The 16,494-nt window shown below is 68.2% G+C and carries 19 protein-coding genes; 6 read left to right on the plus strand and 13 right to left on the minus strand.

The features are described from left to right. Positions 1-96 precede the first annotated feature (96 nt). Both PMI14_RS11645 and PMI14_RS11650 read left to right on the plus strand, forming a co-directional pair. Positions 97-390 carry a hypothetical protein gene (locus PMI14_RS11645; RefSeq protein WP_007854401.1) on the plus strand — a complete coding sequence of 98 codons (294 nt, stop codon included), beginning with the start codon at positions 97-99 and terminating at the stop codon, positions 388-390. Positions 391-441: 51 nt separating this feature from the next. Next, complete coding sequence (locus PMI14_RS11650) at positions 442-735, plus strand: hypothetical protein (RefSeq protein ID WP_007854403.1); 294 nt, start codon at positions 442-444, stop codon at positions 733-735. Between the two features lie 119 nt (positions 736-854). Here PMI14_RS11650 and PMI14_RS11655 read toward each other — a convergent pair whose 3' ends face one another. Beyond that, positions 855-1,493, minus strand: a complete 639-nt coding sequence (locus PMI14_RS11655; RefSeq protein WP_007854410.1) for a 3-oxoacid CoA-transferase subunit B — start codon at positions 1,491-1,493, stop codon at positions 855-857. Between the two features lie 2 nt (positions 1,494-1,495). Then, complete coding sequence (locus PMI14_RS11660; RefSeq protein WP_007854411.1) at positions 1,496-2,203, minus strand: CoA transferase subunit A; 708 nt, start codon at positions 2,201-2,203, stop codon at positions 1,496-1,498. Positions 2,204-2,280: 77 nt separating this feature from the next. Between PMI14_RS11660 and PMI14_RS11665 the strand changes: the two genes are divergently transcribed. Continuing rightward, a complete protein-coding gene (locus tag PMI14_RS11665; RefSeq protein WP_007854419.1) occupies positions 2,281-2,823 on the plus strand; it encodes a PAS and helix-turn-helix domain-containing protein in 543 nt (180 codons plus the stop codon). Between the two features lie 2 nt (positions 2,824-2,825). Here PMI14_RS11665 and PMI14_RS11670 read toward each other — a convergent pair whose 3' ends face one another. The 11 genes from PMI14_RS11670 to PMI14_RS11720 all read right to left on the minus strand — a co-directional run bounded on the left by PMI14_RS11670 (position 2,826) and on the right by PMI14_RS11720 (position 14,216). Further along, positions 2,826-3,215, minus strand: a complete 390-nt coding sequence (locus PMI14_RS11670; protein ID WP_007854422.1) for a carboxymuconolactone decarboxylase family protein — start codon at positions 3,213-3,215, stop codon at positions 2,826-2,828. 94 nt (positions 3,216-3,309) lie between these two features. Continuing rightward, positions 3,310-5,508, minus strand: a complete 2,199-nt coding sequence (katG, locus tag PMI14_RS11675) for a catalase/peroxidase HPI (protein WP_007854424.1) — start codon at positions 5,506-5,508, stop codon at positions 3,310-3,312. 141 nt (positions 5,509-5,649) lie between these two features. Next, positions 5,650-6,579, minus strand: coding sequence for an SMP-30/gluconolactonase/LRE family protein (locus PMI14_RS11680; protein ID WP_007854426.1), 930 nt, complete (start codon positions 6,577-6,579; stop codon positions 5,650-5,652). Positions 6,580-6,608: 29 nt separating this feature from the next. Further along, positions 6,609-7,508 carry an amidohydrolase gene (locus tag PMI14_RS11685; RefSeq protein ID WP_007854428.1) on the minus strand — a complete coding sequence of 300 codons (900 nt, stop codon included), beginning with the start codon at positions 7,506-7,508 and terminating at the stop codon, positions 6,609-6,611. A gap of 6 nt (positions 7,509-7,514) precedes the next feature. Next, positions 7,515-8,471 (minus strand): tripartite tricarboxylate transporter substrate binding protein, encoded by a 957-nt coding sequence (locus PMI14_RS11690; protein ID WP_007854429.1) that lies wholly within the window; start codon positions 8,469-8,471, stop codon positions 7,515-7,517. 25 nt (positions 8,472-8,496) lie between these two features. Further along, positions 8,497-9,489 carry a tripartite tricarboxylate transporter substrate binding protein gene (locus PMI14_RS11695; RefSeq protein WP_007854430.1) on the minus strand — a complete coding sequence of 331 codons (993 nt, stop codon included), beginning with the start codon at positions 9,487-9,489 and terminating at the stop codon, positions 8,497-8,499. Between the two features lie 79 nt (positions 9,490-9,568). Further along, positions 9,569-10,504 carry an NAD(P)-dependent oxidoreductase gene (locus PMI14_RS11700; RefSeq protein ID WP_007854432.1) on the minus strand — a complete coding sequence of 312 codons (936 nt, stop codon included), beginning with the start codon at positions 10,502-10,504 and terminating at the stop codon, positions 9,569-9,571. After that, complete coding sequence (locus tag PMI14_RS11705) at positions 10,501-11,187, minus strand: diguanylate cyclase (protein ID WP_007854435.1); 687 nt, start codon at positions 11,185-11,187, stop codon at positions 10,501-10,503. The genes PMI14_RS11700 and PMI14_RS11705 overlap by 4 nt, the downstream gene beginning before the upstream one ends. A gap of 51 nt (positions 11,188-11,238) precedes the next feature. Further along, complete coding sequence (locus tag PMI14_RS11710; protein WP_007854437.1) at positions 11,239-12,234, minus strand: tripartite tricarboxylate transporter substrate binding protein; 996 nt, start codon at positions 12,232-12,234, stop codon at positions 11,239-11,241. Positions 12,235-12,251: 17 nt separating this feature from the next. Then, on the minus strand, positions 12,252-13,172 hold the full coding sequence (locus PMI14_RS11715) for an amidohydrolase (protein ID WP_007854439.1): 921 nt from the start codon (positions 13,170-13,172) through the stop codon (positions 12,252-12,254). Between the two features lie 48 nt (positions 13,173-13,220). Further along, the gene (locus PMI14_RS11720; protein WP_007854441.1) at positions 13,221-14,216 is read right to left on the minus strand and encodes a tripartite tricarboxylate transporter substrate binding protein; all 996 of its coding nucleotides are present in this window, start codon (positions 14,214-14,216) and stop codon (positions 13,221-13,223) included. A 122-nt stretch (positions 14,217-14,338) separates the two neighbouring features. Here PMI14_RS11720 and PMI14_RS11725 point away from each other — a divergent pair, with 122 nt between their 5' ends. The 3 genes from PMI14_RS11725 to PMI14_RS11735 are packed head-to-tail and all read left to right on the plus strand — an operon-like array spanning position 14,339 to position 16,494. Next, complete coding sequence (locus PMI14_RS11725; RefSeq protein ID WP_007854443.1) at positions 14,339-15,133, plus strand: IclR family transcriptional regulator; 795 nt, start codon at positions 14,339-14,341, stop codon at positions 15,131-15,133. A 36-nt stretch (positions 15,134-15,169) separates the two neighbouring features. Further along, the gene (locus tag PMI14_RS11730) at positions 15,170-15,751 is read left to right on the plus strand and encodes a peroxidase-related enzyme (protein WP_007854445.1); all 582 of its coding nucleotides are present in this window, start codon (positions 15,170-15,172) and stop codon (positions 15,749-15,751) included. 8 nt (positions 15,752-15,759) lie between these two features. Further along, positions 15,760-16,494 carry a hypothetical protein gene (locus PMI14_RS11735; RefSeq protein WP_007854447.1) on the plus strand — a complete coding sequence of 245 codons (735 nt, stop codon included), beginning with the start codon at positions 15,760-15,762 and terminating at the stop codon, positions 16,492-16,494.

The raw sequence follows: 16,494 nt of genomic DNA on the forward strand, positions 1-16,494 counted from the left end.
GATGAGCCGAACCCGCAATGCGACTCACCGAACCCGGTTCAGGAATGGTTTCTGTGCCGGTTTTTCGAGACGCTTTTTGATCCCAAGGATGCCATCATGAACACCACCGCACGTTTTCTCTCCATCGCCGCTGTTGCCGCTTTCGCATCGTTCGGCGCCCAGGCCGACGAGGCCGACGGCTCGCAATTCGCCCTGAAGTTCGAGACCAACCGCACCCGCGCCGAAGTGATCGCCGAAGCCGCTGTGGAAGCCCGCACGCACAGCATGGAGCCCGCCGGCTCCCGCGTGCTGAGCTACCAATCGACGGCCGACCGTGCCACCGTGCGCGCCCAGGCTGCCGAGGCCCTGCGCACCGGCCAGATCTCGTCGGGCGAAGCCGGCTACCTGTAATCCGTACCGCCCCGCAGCAAGCCCCCTACCCCATTTGATCGGAGAATCACCATGAACAAGACCGCACGTTTCCTGTCCATCGCCGCCGTCGCCGCTTTCGCTTCCTTCGGTGCCCACGCTGACGAAGCCGACAGCTCGCAGTTCGCCCTGAAGTTCGACACGAACCGCACCCGCGCCGAAGTGGCTGCCGAAGCCGCCGTGGAGGCCCGCACGCACAGCATGGAACCTGCCGGCTCCCGCGTGGTGACCTACCAGTCGAAGGCCGACCGCGCCGCCGTGCGCGCCGCTGCCGCCGAAGCCGTGCGCACCGGCCAGATCCCTTCGGGCGAGATCGGCGCTCTTTAATCCGCACCAGTGCAAGGCTGCAGACCGCAGCTGCAGCCCGCATGCAAAAAAGGCCGGTACCCCTCGCGGGGCCCCGGCCTTTTTGGTGTGGCCCAGGGGGCCACGGCATGTGCCCTGCCTTATTGCAGCACGGTCACGCCGGTCTTGGCCTGCAGGGCCTCGAACGTCACGCCAGGGGCCAGCTCGATGAGCTTGAGGCCTTCGGGCGTCACGTCCAGCACGGCCAGGTCGGTGATGATGCGGTCGACCACGCCCACGCCCGTCAGGGGCAGCGTGCACTGGGGCAGGATCTTGAGGTCCTCGGTGCCGTCCTTCTTCTTCGCCACATGCTCCATGAGCACGATCACGCGCTTGACGCCAGCCACCAGGTCCATGGCGCCGCCCATGCCCTTGACCATCTTGCCCGGGATCATCCAGTTGGCCAGGTCGCCCTTTTCGCTGACCTGCATGGCGCCCAGGATGGACAGGTTGATCTTGCCGCCGCGGATCATGGCGAAGGATTGGTCGCTGCCGAAGATCGACGAGCCCTTGATAGTGGTCACGGTCTGCTTGCCGGCGTTGATCAGGTCGGCGTCCACCGCGTCTTCGGTCGGGAAGGGGCCGATGCCCAGCATGCCGTTCTCGGACTGCAGCCACACTTCCTTGTCACCCGTGAAATTGGCCACCAGCGTAGGGATGCCGATGCCCAGGTTCACGTAGAAACCGTCTTCGAGTTCTTGCGCCGCACGGGCGGCCATCTGGTCTTGGGTCCACGGCATGGTCAGGCTCCTGCTTTCTCGGTGATGGTGCGTTTTTCGATGCGTTTCTCGGGGTGGGCGTTGTGCACGATGCGGTGCACGTAGATGCCGGGCAGGTGGACCTGGTCGGGCTCGATGGCGCCGGTCTCCACGATTTCTTCCACTTCGACGACACAGACCTTGCCGGCCGTGGCGGCCGCAGGGTTGAAGTTGCGCGCCGTAAGGCGGAACTGCAGGTTGCCGGACTTGTCGGCACGCCAGGCCTTGACCAGCGAGACGTCGGGCACCAGCGAGCGCTCCATCACATAGGTCTCGCCGTCGAACTCACGCAGTTCCTTGCCCTCGGCCACGATGGTACCCACGCCGGTCTTGGTGAAGAAGGCCGGGATGCCCGCGCCACCGGCACGCAGCTTCTCGGCCAGCGTGCCCTGGGGCGTGAATTCGAGCTCCAGCTCGCCCGCCAGGTACTGGCGCTCGAACTCCTTGTTCTCGCCCACGTAGGAGGAGATCATCTTCTTGATCTGGCGCGTCTCGAGCAGCTTGCCCAGGCCGAAGCCGTCGACGCCCGCATTGTTGGAGATCACGGTGAGGTTCTTCGCACCGGAGTCACGCAGCGCGTCGATCAATGCCTCGGGAATGCCACACAGACCGAAACCGCCGACGGCCAGCAACTGGCCATCTGCAACCACGCCTTCCAGCGCCTTGGCTGCGGAGGGAAAAATCTTGTTCACCACGATCTCCTTGCGAATGTTGGATGCGCTACGATACTACGTATCCGAATAAGTAGTACCCCGTAAAGACTTGCACTATGGACGTAGATTACCGGCTGGCGTTTGACATGGCCCCCGTGGGCCTGGTGCTGTCGCGCAACCGCGCCATGGTGGACTGCAACCGGCAGGTCTGCGAGATGTTCGGCGCCTCGCGCGAGCTACTGATCGGGCAGTCATTCCAGATCCTGTACCCCAGCGCAGACGAGTACGAGCGCCTGGGCGCGCACATGGAGCCCATCCTCAACGCCAAGGGCCACTACGCCGACAACCGCATCATGAAGCGCGCCAATGGCGAAGTATTCTGGTGCCATGTGTCAGGACGTGCATTGAACCGCGAAGACCCCCATGCCTCGGGCATCTGGAGCTTCGAGGACCTGAGCTCGCAGCGCCCCGTGAAGGCCGAACTGACCGGGCGCGAGCGCGAGGTGGCCGCGCGCCTGCTCGAGGGCCTGACCTCCAAGGAAATCGGGCGCACGCTCGACATCAGCCACCGCACGGTGGAGATCTACCGCGCGCGGCTCATGCGCAAGTACAACGCGTCGACAGCCGCCGACCTGGTGCACAAGCTGCTCGCAGGGTAGCCTTACTTCTTCGGCCCGTCGACCACCTCGGCGGCCGTGCGAAAGGCGTCCACCGCGGCAGGCAGGCCGCAGTAGATGCTGGCGTGCAGCAGCACTTCCTGGATCTCGGCCGCCGTGGCGCCGTTGTTGAGCGCGCCGCGCACATGGCCCTTGAGCTCATGCTGCTTGCCCAGAGCGGTGAGGAAGGCCACGGTGATCAGGCTGCGGGTCTTCAGGTCCAGCCCCGGGCGCTGCCAGACGTCGCCCCAGGCATTGCGGGTGATGAACTCCTGGATCGGCTGGGTGAACTGCGTGGCATTGCCGAAGGCATTGGCCACGAAATCCTCGCCCATGACCTGCTTGCGCGTGGCCAGGCCCTTGTCGAAGTCCTTGTTGGATGGGGGTTGCGTCATGCGGGCTCTCCGGTTGGTTTGAGGCCGCGATGGTAGCCGTAGGGTTGCACACAGGAAAAAATGCGCCCCCCTGCAGGGGGCGCATTCAAACCGCTCAGGCCTTGGCTGCCGCCAGATCAAAGCGGTCCAGGTTCATGACCTTGGTCCAGGCCTTCACGAAGTCCTGCACGAACACGGCCTGGGCGTCGCTGCTGCCGTAGACCTCGGCCAGCGCACGCAGTTGCGAGTTGGAGCCGAACACCAGGTCGGCCACGGTGCCCTTCCACTTCGCGGCGCCCGTAGCACGGTCCACCCCTTCCAGCACGCCGGCATCCGAGGCCGACTTCTGCCACCGAGTGCGCATGTCCAGCAGGTTCACGAAGAAGTCGTTCGTGAGGGCCCCGGGCGTCTTGGTGAAGACACCATGGCCGCCCTGCCCTGCGTTGGCGCCCAGGGCACGCAGGCCGCCCACCAGCACCGTCATCTCGGGGCCGGTCAACGTGAGCTGGTTGGCGCGGTCGATCAGCAGCTCGGCCACGGCGCCTTCGAGGCCGGGGCGCACGTAGTTGCGAAAGCCATCGGCCAGCGGCTCCATGACCTCGAACGAAGGCACGTCGGTCTGCTCCTGCGAAGCGTCCATGCGGCCCGGAGTGAAGGGCACGCTCACTTCCTGGCCGGCGCTGCGGGCGGCCGACTCGATGGCCGCCGCACCACCGAGCACGATGAGGTCGGCGATGGAGACCTTTTTGCCGCCCGCCTGCGTTGCATTGAAGTCCTGCTGGATCGCTTCAAGCTTGCCCAGCACCTTGGCCAGTTGCGCAGGCTGGTTCACCTCCCAGTCCTTCTGCGGCGCCAGGCGGATACGGGCACCGTTAGCGCCGCCGCGCTTGTCGCCACCGCGGTAGGTGGAAGCCGAGGCCCAGGCGGTGGACACCAGCTCGGGCACCGTGAGACCCGACGCCAGGATCTTCGCCTTGAGCACCGTCACGTCCTGGTCGTCCACCAGCGCATGGTCCACTTCGGGAATCGGGTCCTGCCAGATCAGCACTTCGGCCGGTACCTCAGGGCCCAGGTAGCGCACGCGGGGGCCCATGTCACGGTGCGTGAGCTTGAACCAGGCGCGGGCAAACGCATCGGCGAACTGCTCGGGGTGTGCGAGGAAGCGGCGCGAGATGGCCTCGTAGGCCGGGTCCTGGCGCAGCGACAGGTCGGTGGTGAGCATGGTGGGCACGCGCTTCTTCGAAGCATCGTGCGCATCGGGGATGGTCGCCTCGGCGCCCTTGGCGGTCCATTGGTGGGCGCCGGCCGGGCTCTTGGTGAGTTCCCACTCGAAGCCGAACAGGTTCTCGAAGAAGTTGTTGCTCCACTTCGTGGGCGTGGTGGTCCAGGTGACTTCCAGGCCGCTGGTAATGGCATCGCCGCCAAAGCCGCTACCGTGCTTGCTGATCCAGCCGAAGCCCTGGTCCTCGATGCCGCCGCCTTCGGGCTCCAGGCCCACCAGGGCCGCGTCGCCTGCGCCGTGGGTCTTGCCGAAGGTGTGGCCGCCGGCGATCAGCGCCACGGTCTCTTCGTCGTCCATGGCCATGCGGGCAAAGGTGTCGCGGATGTCGCGCGCCGCGGCGATGGGGTCGGGGTTGCCGTTGGGGCCCTCGGGGTTCACGTAGATCAGGCCCATCTGCACGGCGGCCAGGGGCTTGGCCAGGTCGCGCTCGCCGCTGTAGCGCTTGTCGCCGCCCAGCCAGGTGGTCTCTGCGCCCCAGTAGACGTTTTCATCGGGTTCCCACACGTCGGGGCGGCCGCCGCCGAAGCCGAAGGTCTTGAAGCCCATGGATTCGAGCGCCACGTTGCCGGTGAGGATCATCAGGTCGGCCCAGGAAATCTTGCGGCCGTATTTCTGCTTGATGGGCCAGAGCAGGCGCCGCGCCTTGTCCAGGTTGGCATTGTCGGGCCAGCTGTTGAGCGGAGCAAAGCGCTGCTGCCCGGCCCCCGCGCCACCGCGTCCGTCCGCCAGACGGTAGGTGCCGGCGCTGTGCCAGGCCATGCGGATGAACAACGGGCCGTAGTGGCCGAAGTCGGCCGGCCACCAGTCCTGCGAGTCGGTCATCAGCGCGTGCAGGTCGGCCTTCACGGCCGCGAGGTCCAGGCTCTTGAATTCCTCGGCGTAGTTGAAGCCGTCGCCCATGGGGTCGACAAGCGGAGAGCTCTGGTTGAGCGGGCGCAGGTTGAGCTGGTTGGGCCACCAGTCGGCGTTGCCACGGCCCTTGGGGGCGGCTGCCTTGGTGTGGTCGAACGGGCATTTGGCTTCTGTCGTCATGGGGTCTCTCCTTGTGTAAGCGGTTCAAGCACTTGGCGAGGCCCATCTTAGGAAGCAATCCACGGCGCATCAATTGAATCGATTGAATTCCCTCAATAGTCAATATTTATCGAAATTGCAAAGCCATTGTCACTCAGGGTGTTAGCGGGACGCGGCCAGTCCCCGCGCCAGCGGCAGGCCAGGCGCATCCAGGTGCGCCCGCAGGATCTGGCCATGGGTTGAGTCGGTCACGAACACCGTCCGTCCACCCTCCCCGCCGAACGCCAGGTTGGTGGTGGAGGCGCCGGCCGGACCGCGCAGCACCAGTTCCGGCTCGGCGCGGTGGTTGAGCACCCAGACATAGCCCAGGCCCGGGTTGGCCACCAGCAGCCGGCCGTTGGCGTCCACGGCCAGTCCGTCCGGCCCACTCGGGCCGTAGGAGGTGAAGAACTGCCCCACCTTGGCCACGCTGCCATCGGGCAGCAGCGGCACGCGCCAGACGCAGTTGCCGCGCGTCACGGCCAGGTAGAGCACGCGCCCGTCGGGCGACAGGGCCACGCCGTTGGGGCTGGGCACGTTGGCCAGCAGCAGGTCGAGCTGGCCGTTGGGGCGCAGGCGGTACAGGCGCCCGCTCGAGTCGTGCAGGCCGCTCTGGCCCTGGTCGGTGAAGTACAGGTTGCCCTCGGCATCGAACACCAGGTCGTTCACGCCCTTGAAGCGCTCGCTATTGCGGCGCTCCAGGTACGGGGACACCTTGCCGCTCGCCACATCCAGCCGCACAAAGCCGTTCTTGTAGTCGGCGATCAGCAGCGTGCCGGCGTCGAGGAACTTCATGCCATTGGGCTCGCCGTCGTACTCGGCCACCAGGGTCCAGTTGCCCGCTGGATCGATGCGCAGGATGCGGCCCCAGGGGATGTCGGTCACATACAGGTTGCCGGCACCGTCGAACACCGGGCCTTCGAGGAAGGAGTCGGTGATGGCGCCCGCGCGGTTGGCATCGGCCCAGGCGCTGCGCTCGCGCCGGCGCAGTGCCTCGGGCATGGCGGTGAAGGGTTCAAGGTCACGTACTTGCGGGGCTTGCAGCAGAAACATGGGGTGATGGCTTTCGTTGGTTCTGGTCTTCACGCCGGAAGAAATCCGTACAGCCGCGCAGGGTTGTCCACCAGGATGCGGTCCATCAGGGCATCCGTGCCGGCCCAGGCCTGCAGCAGGTCCACCAGGTCGGCGTCGTTCACGGTGCCGGGCGGCTCGGTGGTGTGCGGCCAGTCGCTGCCCCAGACCAGGCGCTCGGGAGCGGCCTGCACCAGCGCACGGCCCAGGGGCAGCGTATCGGCGTAGCCCGGGCCCTGCACCGTGGAGCGCATGTAGGCGCCGGAGAGCTTGACCCAGGCGTTGCCCTGATCGAGCAGGCGGCGCAGCGTGCCCCAGGCCTTGGTCGACAGGCCTTGTGCCGGGTCGATTTGGCCCATGTGGTCGATCACCAGCGGCACGGGCGAGGCCTGCAGCACGGGTTCGAGCGCCACGATCTGCTCCGGTTGCGCGAACACCTGGATGTGCCAGCCACCGCAGTCCGCATGGCACGCCAGCTTGTGCGCCAGCGTGGAAAGCATCTCCGCGGTGGTCGTGCCCCAGGACTGGGGCGAGACGAAGTTCACACGCAACCCGCGCACGCGCCGTGCGGCCAGGCGAGCCAGTTCGGCGCCATCCACCGCTGCATCCACCACCGCCACGCCGCACGCGCTGTCGCCCAGCTGGTCCAGCGCATCGAGGGTGCAGGCGTTGTCGGTGCCGTAGGTCGATGGCGTGACCACGACCGTTCGCGCGGTGCCCAGGCGCTGCTGCAGTTGCCGGTAGGCGGCCACGGGCGCCTCGGGCGGTGTGCGCGGCCAGTGCGGCGACGGCGCAAAGCGCGCGTCGAAGACGTGCATGTGGCTGTCGCACGCCAGGGCGGACAGCGCGCGCAACGGGCGATTCAGGCCCACCGAGTGCGGCACGGGTTCCGGAAGGGGTGGCAGGCCCACGGGCTATCAATCGAGCTTGATATGGCCCTTGCGCACCACCTCGCCCCACTTGGCGTCTTCCTTCTTCAGGAAGGCGGCAAACTCGGCGGGCGTGGAGCCCACCGGCTGGGCGCCGATGTCGGCCAGGCGCTGCTTGACCTCGTCTTCCTGCATCACGTCCTGCACGGCCTGGCGCAGCCTGGCGGCAATGGGCTCGGGCGTGCCCGCGGGCAGGAACATGCCGTTCCACTCGTAGGCCTCGTAGCCGGGGACCACCGTCTCGGCCACCGTGGGCACTTCGGGCAGGCGCTTGGAGCGCTCGGGCGCCGACACGGCCAGGGCACGCAGCTTGCCGCCCGACACATGGGGATAGGTGGCGGCCACGGTGCCGAACATGAAGTCCACCTGGCCCGCCATCACATCGGTGATGGCCGGGCCACCGCTCTTGTAGGGCACATGCACCATGTCCAGGCCGAGCTGCTGGCGCATCAGCTCCGCAGCCAGGCGCTGCACCGTGCCGCTGCCGCCCGAGGCGAAGTTGAGCTTGCCCGGCGTGGCCTTGGCGCGGGCGACCAGGTCGTTGATGTTCTTGATCGGCGAGTCCGCCTTCACGATCAGCACGTTGGGTGCCAGCAGCACCAGCGACAGCGGCTGCAGCGCGTTGGCGGCATACGGCATCTTGGGGAACAGGTGCGGGTTGATGGAGTAAGGCGTGGCTTCGTACAGCAGGGTGTAGCCATCCGCATTGGCCTTGGCCACGTAGCTAGCGCCGATGGTGCCGCTGGCACCGGCCTTGTTGTCCACGATCACGCTGGCGCCCAGCCTGGCGCCCAGGCGCGTGGCCAGCACGCGCGCCACGGCGTCGGCTGCGCCGCCTGGCGCATAGGGCACGACGATGGTGATCGGGCGGTCGGGGTAGGCGGCGTGGGCCAGGCCGGCGGCCAGGGCGCAGGCGGCGATCAGGGGTTTGAAAAAACGCAACATGTCATGTCTCCAATCCATCATCAATTCATTCAGCCTTCAGGTCCAGATCCTTGGCGATCTGGGTGTAGGTGGCGACTTCTCGCTCGACCTGCGTGGCAAAGGCCTTGCCGCAGGTGGAATCCGCATCCAGCCCCAGGCCGCGCAGCTTCTCGGCCGCTGCGGCGCTTTTCGCAAACTCCGTCGCCACGCGCTCCAGCGTCCGGGCCACGGCGTCGGGTACGCCGGCCGGCGCCAGCACGCCATACCAGGCATCGGCCGAGTAGTTGCCGCCACCGGCTTCGGCAAAGGTGGCCACCTCGGGCAGCAGTGGCGAGCGCCTGGACGATGCCACGGCCAGGGCCGTGAGCTTGCCGCTGCGGACCTGCGACAGCACCGAGCCCAGCGTGGCAAACGAGCTTTCGAGCTGGCCACCCATCAGGTCCGTCACCACCGGCGCGGCCCCCTTGTAGGGCACATGGTTGAGCTGCAGGCCGTTGGCCCTGGCGAACACCTCGGTGGCGAAATGGCCCGAGCTGCCCACGCCCGCTGTGCCGGCCGTGGTGCGGCCCGGCTCCTTGCGTGCACGGGCCAGGTAGTCGGCCAGCGACTTCACGGGCAGGCCCGGCCCCACCACCAGCACCGTGGGGCTGGTGGCCACCGTGCACAGCGGCCTGAACGACTTCACCGCGTCGAACTTCACCCGGTTGCTGTACAGCCCCGGGATCATCGTGTGGTTGGTGGCACCGAACAGCAGTGTGTAGCCGTCGGCCGGTGCGCTGGCCACGGCCTGTGCGGCCAGGATGGTGTTGGCGCCGGGCTTGTTGTCGACGACGAAGGGCTGGCCCAGCGCCTGGCTGGCGTGGTCGGCAAAGGCGCGCGCCACCACGTCGGTGGGGCCGCCGGCGGCAAAGCCCACCACCAGCTTCACGGGCTTGTTCGGATAGCCGGCGGCCTGGGCGAAGCAGGTGGCGGATGCCAAGGTCAAGGTGGCCAGCAACGCCGTTCTTGCGAGCGCTGGAAATCGTTCTTGCCTGTTCATTGTTGGTGTCTCCTTTGTTCGATTCTCTGGAAGGCCCCCACGCGTGGGGCAAGGCGCGCGCCCTGCCCCGCCCGTTCCCTTACGCTGCCGCGGCCGTGCTGCGCGCCAGCACTGCGAGCAGGTTTTTGGCCGCACCGACGCCCATGTTCACGTAGGCATCGCTGGTCACGCCGCCGATGTGCGGGGAGAGGATGACATTCGCCTCGCCCTGGAAGGGGTGGCCGGCCACCATGGGCTCCACGGCGAAGCTGTCCAGCCCCGCCGCCATTACCTGGCCGTTGCGCACGGCAGCGAGCAAGGCCGGCTCGTCGATCAGGCCGCCGCGCGCGGTGTTCACGACCACCACGCCGCGCCTGCACTGCGCCAGGGTGGCGGCATTGAGCATGCCGCGGTTCTCCTCGGTCAGTGGGCAGTGCAGCGAGATCGCGTCGGACTCGCGCCAGATGGTCGCCAGGTCCACGCTCTCGATGTACGCCGGCAGGCTCTTCGCGAAGGGGTCGAAGCCGAGCACGCGCATGCCCAGCGCATCGGCCATCTTCGCAAAGCGCAGGCCGATGGCGCCCAGGCCGACCACGCCCACGGTGCGGCCGTAGAGTTCCAGGCTCTTGTGCGTGGCCTTGTCCCAGTGGCCGGCGTGCATGCGCGCGTCGAGTGCCACGACCGACTTGGCGCAGGCCAGCAGCAGGGCCAGGGCCTGCTCGGCCACGGCCGCGGCATTGGCGCCCACGGCGGCCACCACCTCGATGCCGCGCGCCTTGGCAGCCACCTTGTCGATGGTGTCGGTGCCGCTGCCATGCTTGGAGATGACCTTGAGCGAGGGCGCCGCGTCCATCACGGCCGCGCCGACCTTGCCATAGCGCACGATGATGGCCACGGGGTCATGGGTGCGGCACAGGGCCACCAGGTCGTCCTCGGTGAGGGTCTTGCCGGCGTAGACGATCTCGAAATCCTGAAGCAGGGCCAGGGCCTGGGCCGCCAGGTCGGCGCCCGTCACGATGAGGGCCGGGCGGCTCACAGCGATTCCCCTTCCTTGAGCACGCCGGCGGCGCGCAGGGCCCCGGGCAGCCACTTGGATGCCGTGTCGCCGCGGGCGATGGCCTCGATGCGGGCGGCCTCGTCGGCCACCTTCTTGTCGGCCAGGGCCATCATCGCTGGGGCCTTGGCGCGCTCGATCACCACCACGCCATCGGCATCGCCGACGACCAGGTCACCGGGGTTCACCATGGTGCCGCCGGCCGAGATGGGGTGGTTGATGCGGCCGGGCACGTACTTCGTTGGCCCGGCGGGGTTGAAACCCGCGCTGAAGACCGGGAAGCCCAGTTCCAGCAGTTCGAGCTTGTCGCGGATCGCACCGTCGACGATCACGCCCGCCAGGCCCAGCTTCTTGCAGGCGCTGAGCATCAGCGTGCCCATCAGGGCCGCCGTCTGGTCGCCCTTGCCATCGATCACCAGCACGTCGCCGGGCTTGGCCAGCGCGATGGCGGCGTGGATCATGAGGTTGTCGCCAGGGCGCACTTCGACGGTGAAGGCCGGGCCTGCGACCTGCATGTCCTGGTGGACCGGGGCCACACGGGCGTGCATGGTGCCGCGGCGACCCGCCACGTCGGCGAGGATGGCGGCCTGGAAGGTGGCGGCTTTCTGGACGACCTCGGCGCTGACGCGTTCGATGTCACGGATGATTTCGGGAAGCTGGCTCATGGTGCGGTCCTTGTTGGGTTTTGGTATGTGAAGAAAGAGAAGTGCGGCGGCTTACTCGGCGGTGATGTTTCCGTCCTTGATGACCTTGGCCCACTTGGCGGAGTCGGCCTTCTGCAAATCGCCGAGCTGACGCGGCGTGCCGCCCACCAGGGTCACGCCGAGCTTGTCGGCCAGGGCAAGGACGGCGGGGTCCTTCAAGGCCTTGCCGATCTCGTCGTTCAGACGCTGCACGACAGGTGCAGGTGTCTTGGCGGGCGCGAACACGGCCTGCCACTGCTCGACCACGAAGTCCCTGAGCCCGGCCTCGCCCATGGTGGGCACGGCGGGCAGGGCCTTGAGGCGCTGGGCCGAAGTGACCGCCAGTGCGCGCAGCTTGCCGGACTGCACGTGGGGCAGCGCGGCGGCGGCCGGCGCGAACATGAACTGCACCTGCTCGGCCAGCGTGTCCTGCAGCGCCGGGGTGTCGCCCTTGTAGGGCACGTGGATGAAGCGCACGCCGCTTTGCTGCTGCAGCAGCTCGCCCTGCATTTGCAAAATGGTGCCGTTGCCGCCCGAGGCGAAGGCCAGCTTGCCCGGCTGGGCGCGGGCCGCGGCCAGCAGGTCGGCCACCGACTGGAAGGGTTGCTTGGCACCCACCACCAGGATGTGCGGAATGGTGCCGATGGTGATCACCGGCTCGAAGCCCGCGATGGGGTCGTAGGGCAGCTTGCCCATGAGGTGCGGCGCGATCGCTTGCGGGCCGATGGAGGTGCCCAGCAGGGTGTAGCCATCGGGTGCGGCCTTGGCCACGAAGGCGGCGCCGATGGTGCCGGTGGCGCCGGCCTTGTTGTCGACGATGACGTTGGTGCCCAGGGAGGACGCCACGCGCAGCGCCAGGTTGCGGCCCAGCACGTCGGTGCTGCCGCCCGGTGGGTAGGGCACGACCCAGGTGATGAGCTTGCCGGCGGGCCAGTCGCCCTGCGCAAAGGCCGGGCCGCCGGCCAGCGACGCAGCCAGGGAGCCGAGCACGCTGCGGCGCGTCAAGGAAAGAGGGGGCGACAGGGTCATGGCATGGGCTCCTGGTATCAATGGAAGGAATCGGGAAATTCGGTCTGCGCGAAGCCGTAGAGGGCACGCGGGTTGTCCACCAGCACGCCGTGCAGGGTGGCTGCGCCCTGCCCTGCACCATCGATCCACTGCGCCAGGCGGTCGAGCTGGCGCGCGTCATCGGGCAGGGGCTGCACGCCGGCCGTGGCGGTGGCATGGGGCCAGTCGCTGCCCCAGAGCACGCGGTCGGGCGCACTGCGCAGGTAGCTGTGCGCCAAGGCATCGAGGGCCGGGTCTTCCACCGTGTGCAGCGGGCTCACGATGTAGCCGCCGGACAGCTTGACCCAGGCCTTGCCCGCCGCCAGCAGCTCCAGCAGCAGCGCATGGGCGGCATGCGCGCCGGCCTGTGCGGGTGCGATGCGCCCGAAGTGGTCGAACACCAGGTCCACCGGCAGGCGGCGCAGCACGGGCGCCAGCGAGGCCAGCAGGTCGGGTGCCATCAGCAGCTGCAGGTGCCAGCCCAGCGGCGCGATGCGCGCGGCCAGCGGCTCCAGCAGCTCGGCCGTGCCCGACACGCCGAGCGAGAGGTTCAGTCGCACGCCGCGCACGCCCAGGGCATGCAGGCGCTGCAGTTCGCCATCGCTTTCGCTGCCGTCGATCACCGCGACACCCCGTGCCTGTTCACCCAGCGCGGCCAGCCCTTCGAGCATGCAGCGGTTGTCGCTGCCATAGGTCGACGGCGTGACCAGCACGGTGCGCGTGGTGCCGATGCGCCGCTGCAGTTGCCCATAGTCGCCGGCCGAGGCATCGGGCGGCAGCAGGCGGGCACCGGGGGCCGGGGCAAAGCGGCTGTCGTACACATGCACATGGCAGTCGCAGGCACCGGCGGGCACGGCCACCGCAGGCCTTTCGGTGCCCACCGAGAAAGCTACGGGCGTGGCAAGGCAATCGCGGGTCATGGCGATGGTCCGGTGGGCGTGGGCTCAGCAGAAGGTCGGCAGGCTCAGTCAGTCGAGGCTTGCGCCCGAGTCCTTGACGATCTTTCCCCAGCGCGGCACTTCAGTGCGCAGCAGCTGGGTGAACTGCTCGGGCGTGCCGCCCATCACGTCGCCGCCTTCGCTGCGCAGCCTCTCGGCCACTTCGGCGTGCTGCAGCGCCTGGTTGATGGCCTTGTTGAGCTGGGCCACGATGGGCGCAGGCGTGCCGGCCGGCGCGAGGATGCCGAACCAGGTCACGGCCTCAAAGCCCTTGTAGCCCGATTCCGCCAGGGTGGGCACGTCGGGCAACTGGGACGAGCGTTTTGCCGAGGTGATGGCCAGCACCTTGAGCTTGCCATTGCGCACCTGGCCCAGCAGCGTGGGCACGGAAGACATGTACAGGTCGATCTGCCCGCCCACCAGGTCGGTCATGGCCTGGGCCGCGCCCTTGTAGGGGATGTGGCGCAGCTGGATGCCGGCAGCGTTCTCGGCCAGCTCGCCGGCCAGGTGGGCCACCGTGCCGTTGCCCGAGTAGCCCAGGGTGAGCGCATCGGGCTTGCCCTTGGCAGCAGCCACCACGTCGGGAAAGGTCTTGTAGGGCGAGTTGACGGGCGCGGCCATCACGATGGGCGAGGACGACACCAGTGCCACGGGCACCAGGTCCTTGAGCGGGTCGTAGGGCAGCTTGGGGTAGAGCGTGGGGTTGATGGCCAGGTTGCTGGTCTGGCCCATGACCAGGGTGTAGCCGTCGGGTGCGGACTTGGCCGCGGCGTCCACGCCCAGGTTGCCGCCCGCGCCGGGGCGGTTGTCGACGATCACGTTCCACTTGTTCTGGTCCGTGAGCTTTTGCGCCACGGTGCGCGCGATCATGTCCGTGCCGCCGCCGGGCGGGAACGGCACGATGAGGCGGATCGGCTTGCTGGGGTAGGCGGCTTGCGCCCATGCCGCGCCACCGGGCACGGCGGCGGCAGCCAGGCCCAGGAAGGCGGCGCACAGGGAACGCGAAAGCGAAGGGAAGGCTGGCATGGTTTTGTCTCCGTTGTGGTGGTTCGTCACGCCGGCCTGCAGGGCCCGGCGCCGTGGGTGCGACTTTACGCAGACGTTTCAACCCATACAATGCAGTTGCACACCATGAAACGAATTGCACCATGAGCAACCTTCCTCCCAAGCCCCCTCTTCCGGCCGCGCCACCGGCACCCGGCACCGCCGGCGATGCCAGCGGTGGCGTTATTGCCGTCACGCGCGCGCTGCAGGTGCTGGAGGCGTTTGCGCTGGGCGAATCGAGCCTGTCGCTGGCCGAACTGAGCCGGCGCTGCGGCCTGCACAAGACCACGGTGCTGCGCCTGGCGCGCACGCTGGCGCAGTCGGGCTTCATGGTCCAGCGCGAGGATGGCGACTGGCGCCTGGGCCCGGCTGCAGGCTGGCTGGGCGCGCGTTACCAGGCGGGCTTCGACGTGCAGAACGTGCTGGAACCTGCGCTGCGCGAGCTGACCCATGCCACGGGCGAGAGCGCCGCCTTCTACGTGCGCGAAGGCCAGGTGCGTACCTGCCTGGTGCGTGTGGAGGGACCCCAGGCGCTGCGCCACCATGCGCGCATGGGCGAGGGCCTGCCGCTGGACAAGGGCTCGCCGGGCCGCGTGATCCTGGCCTTCTCGGGCGAGCCGGGCAAGGCCTACGAGGAGATCCGCCAGAAGGGCTACCACTGGTCCATCGGCGAGCGCGAACAGGGCGTGGCCACGGTGTCGGCACCGGTGTTCGGCATGCACTGGCGGCTCATGGGCTCGGTGTGCATCTCGGGCCCCGCCTCGCGCCTGCCCGCCGAAAAGCTCGAAGCACTCGCGCAGACCGTGATGGCCGCCGCCACGCAGCTGTCGTATGCGCTGGCGGGCAACACGGCGGCGCCCTCGCACAGCCCGGTACGCGCCACGCACTGGCATCCCTGATACTGGCGCATCCATAACAACACCAGGAGACCGACTTTGAACCGCTACCCGTTCCCCTCACTCGAAAGCCTGCCCGAGGACATCCGCGCTCGCATCCTCGAAGTGCAGGAGAAGGCCGGCTTCGTGCCCAATGTGTTCCTGGCCTTCGCGCGGCGCCCGACCGAGTGGCGCGCCTTTTTCGCCTACCACGATGCGCTGATGCTCAAGGAGGAAGGCAGCCTGACCAAGGGCGAGCGCGAGATGATCGTCACCACCACCAGCGCGGCCAACCAATGCCTGTACTGCGTGGTGGCGCATGGCGCCATCCTGCGCATCTACGAGAAGAAGCCGCTGGTGGCCGACCAGGTGGCGGTGAACTACCGCAAGGCCGAGATCAGCCCGCGCCAGCGCGCCATGCTCGACTTCGCCATGAAGGTCTGCGAGCGCTCGCACGAGATCGAGGATGCCGACTTCGCTGTGCTGCACGCGCATGGCTTCGACGACGAGGACATCTGGGACATCGCGGCCATCACCGCCTTCTTCGGGCTGAGCAACCGCATGGCCAGCTTTGCCGGCATGCAGCCCAACCCCGAGTTCTACCTGATGGGCCGCGTGCCCAAGGCCCAACCGCCCGCCTGAGGCGCCCCATGCAGCCATCCTGCCTCCTGGCTGCCGGGCTGTACGCAGCCAGCGTCTTCGCGGCCTGCGGCGCCCACGCCGCCGCCAGCGGCTTTGCACCGGGCAGCGGCACGCTGGACGTATATCCCCTGCCGGTGCAGGTGCCGGCCGGCGCACTCTCGCCCCTGTCGAGCACCCTGCCGCCCCTGCTGCTGCGCAAGGGTGCCGTCGAGCCCGTGTACTACCTGGCGGCGGGCCTGGGCGTGCCGCGCTACGGCATTGCCGACCTGCCCGGTGCCGGTGCCTGGCGCGTGGTGCCCGATGCCAACTGCGCCAGCCTGGTGCCGGTGGCGCTCGACGAAGTCAAGCAGCCTTTCGTGCAGGTCGTCACGGTGCAGCAGAACCCCCTGCCCATGGCCTGTGCCGCCGCCTTCGAAGGCAGCTGCACCAGCCGTGACCAGCGCCTGCGCATCGGCACCGCCTTCCAGGGCACGCGGCGCACGGCACGCACCGGTGGCGGCTTCTTCGGCACCGAAGGAAAGATCACCACCACCTTCCACACCGGTGTGCGCACGCTGACCATCGAGCACCTGCCCTCGGGCCGCCAGTGGCGCATGGACGAGGCGCTGCAGGACTCCGCCGCCTACAGCGCACCGCAGACGGCCATCCGCTACCTGCCGGAGTGGCAGCGGGTGCTGCTGCTCGGTGTCAGCACTGGAACCGAGGGCGCGCAGGGCCGCTGCATCGCGCTGCCGCCAAGCTGA

The organism is Acidovorax sp. CF316, assembly GCF_000276605.1.
Classification (GTDB): domain Bacteria; phylum Pseudomonadota; class Gammaproteobacteria; order Burkholderiales; family Burkholderiaceae_C; genus Acidovorax.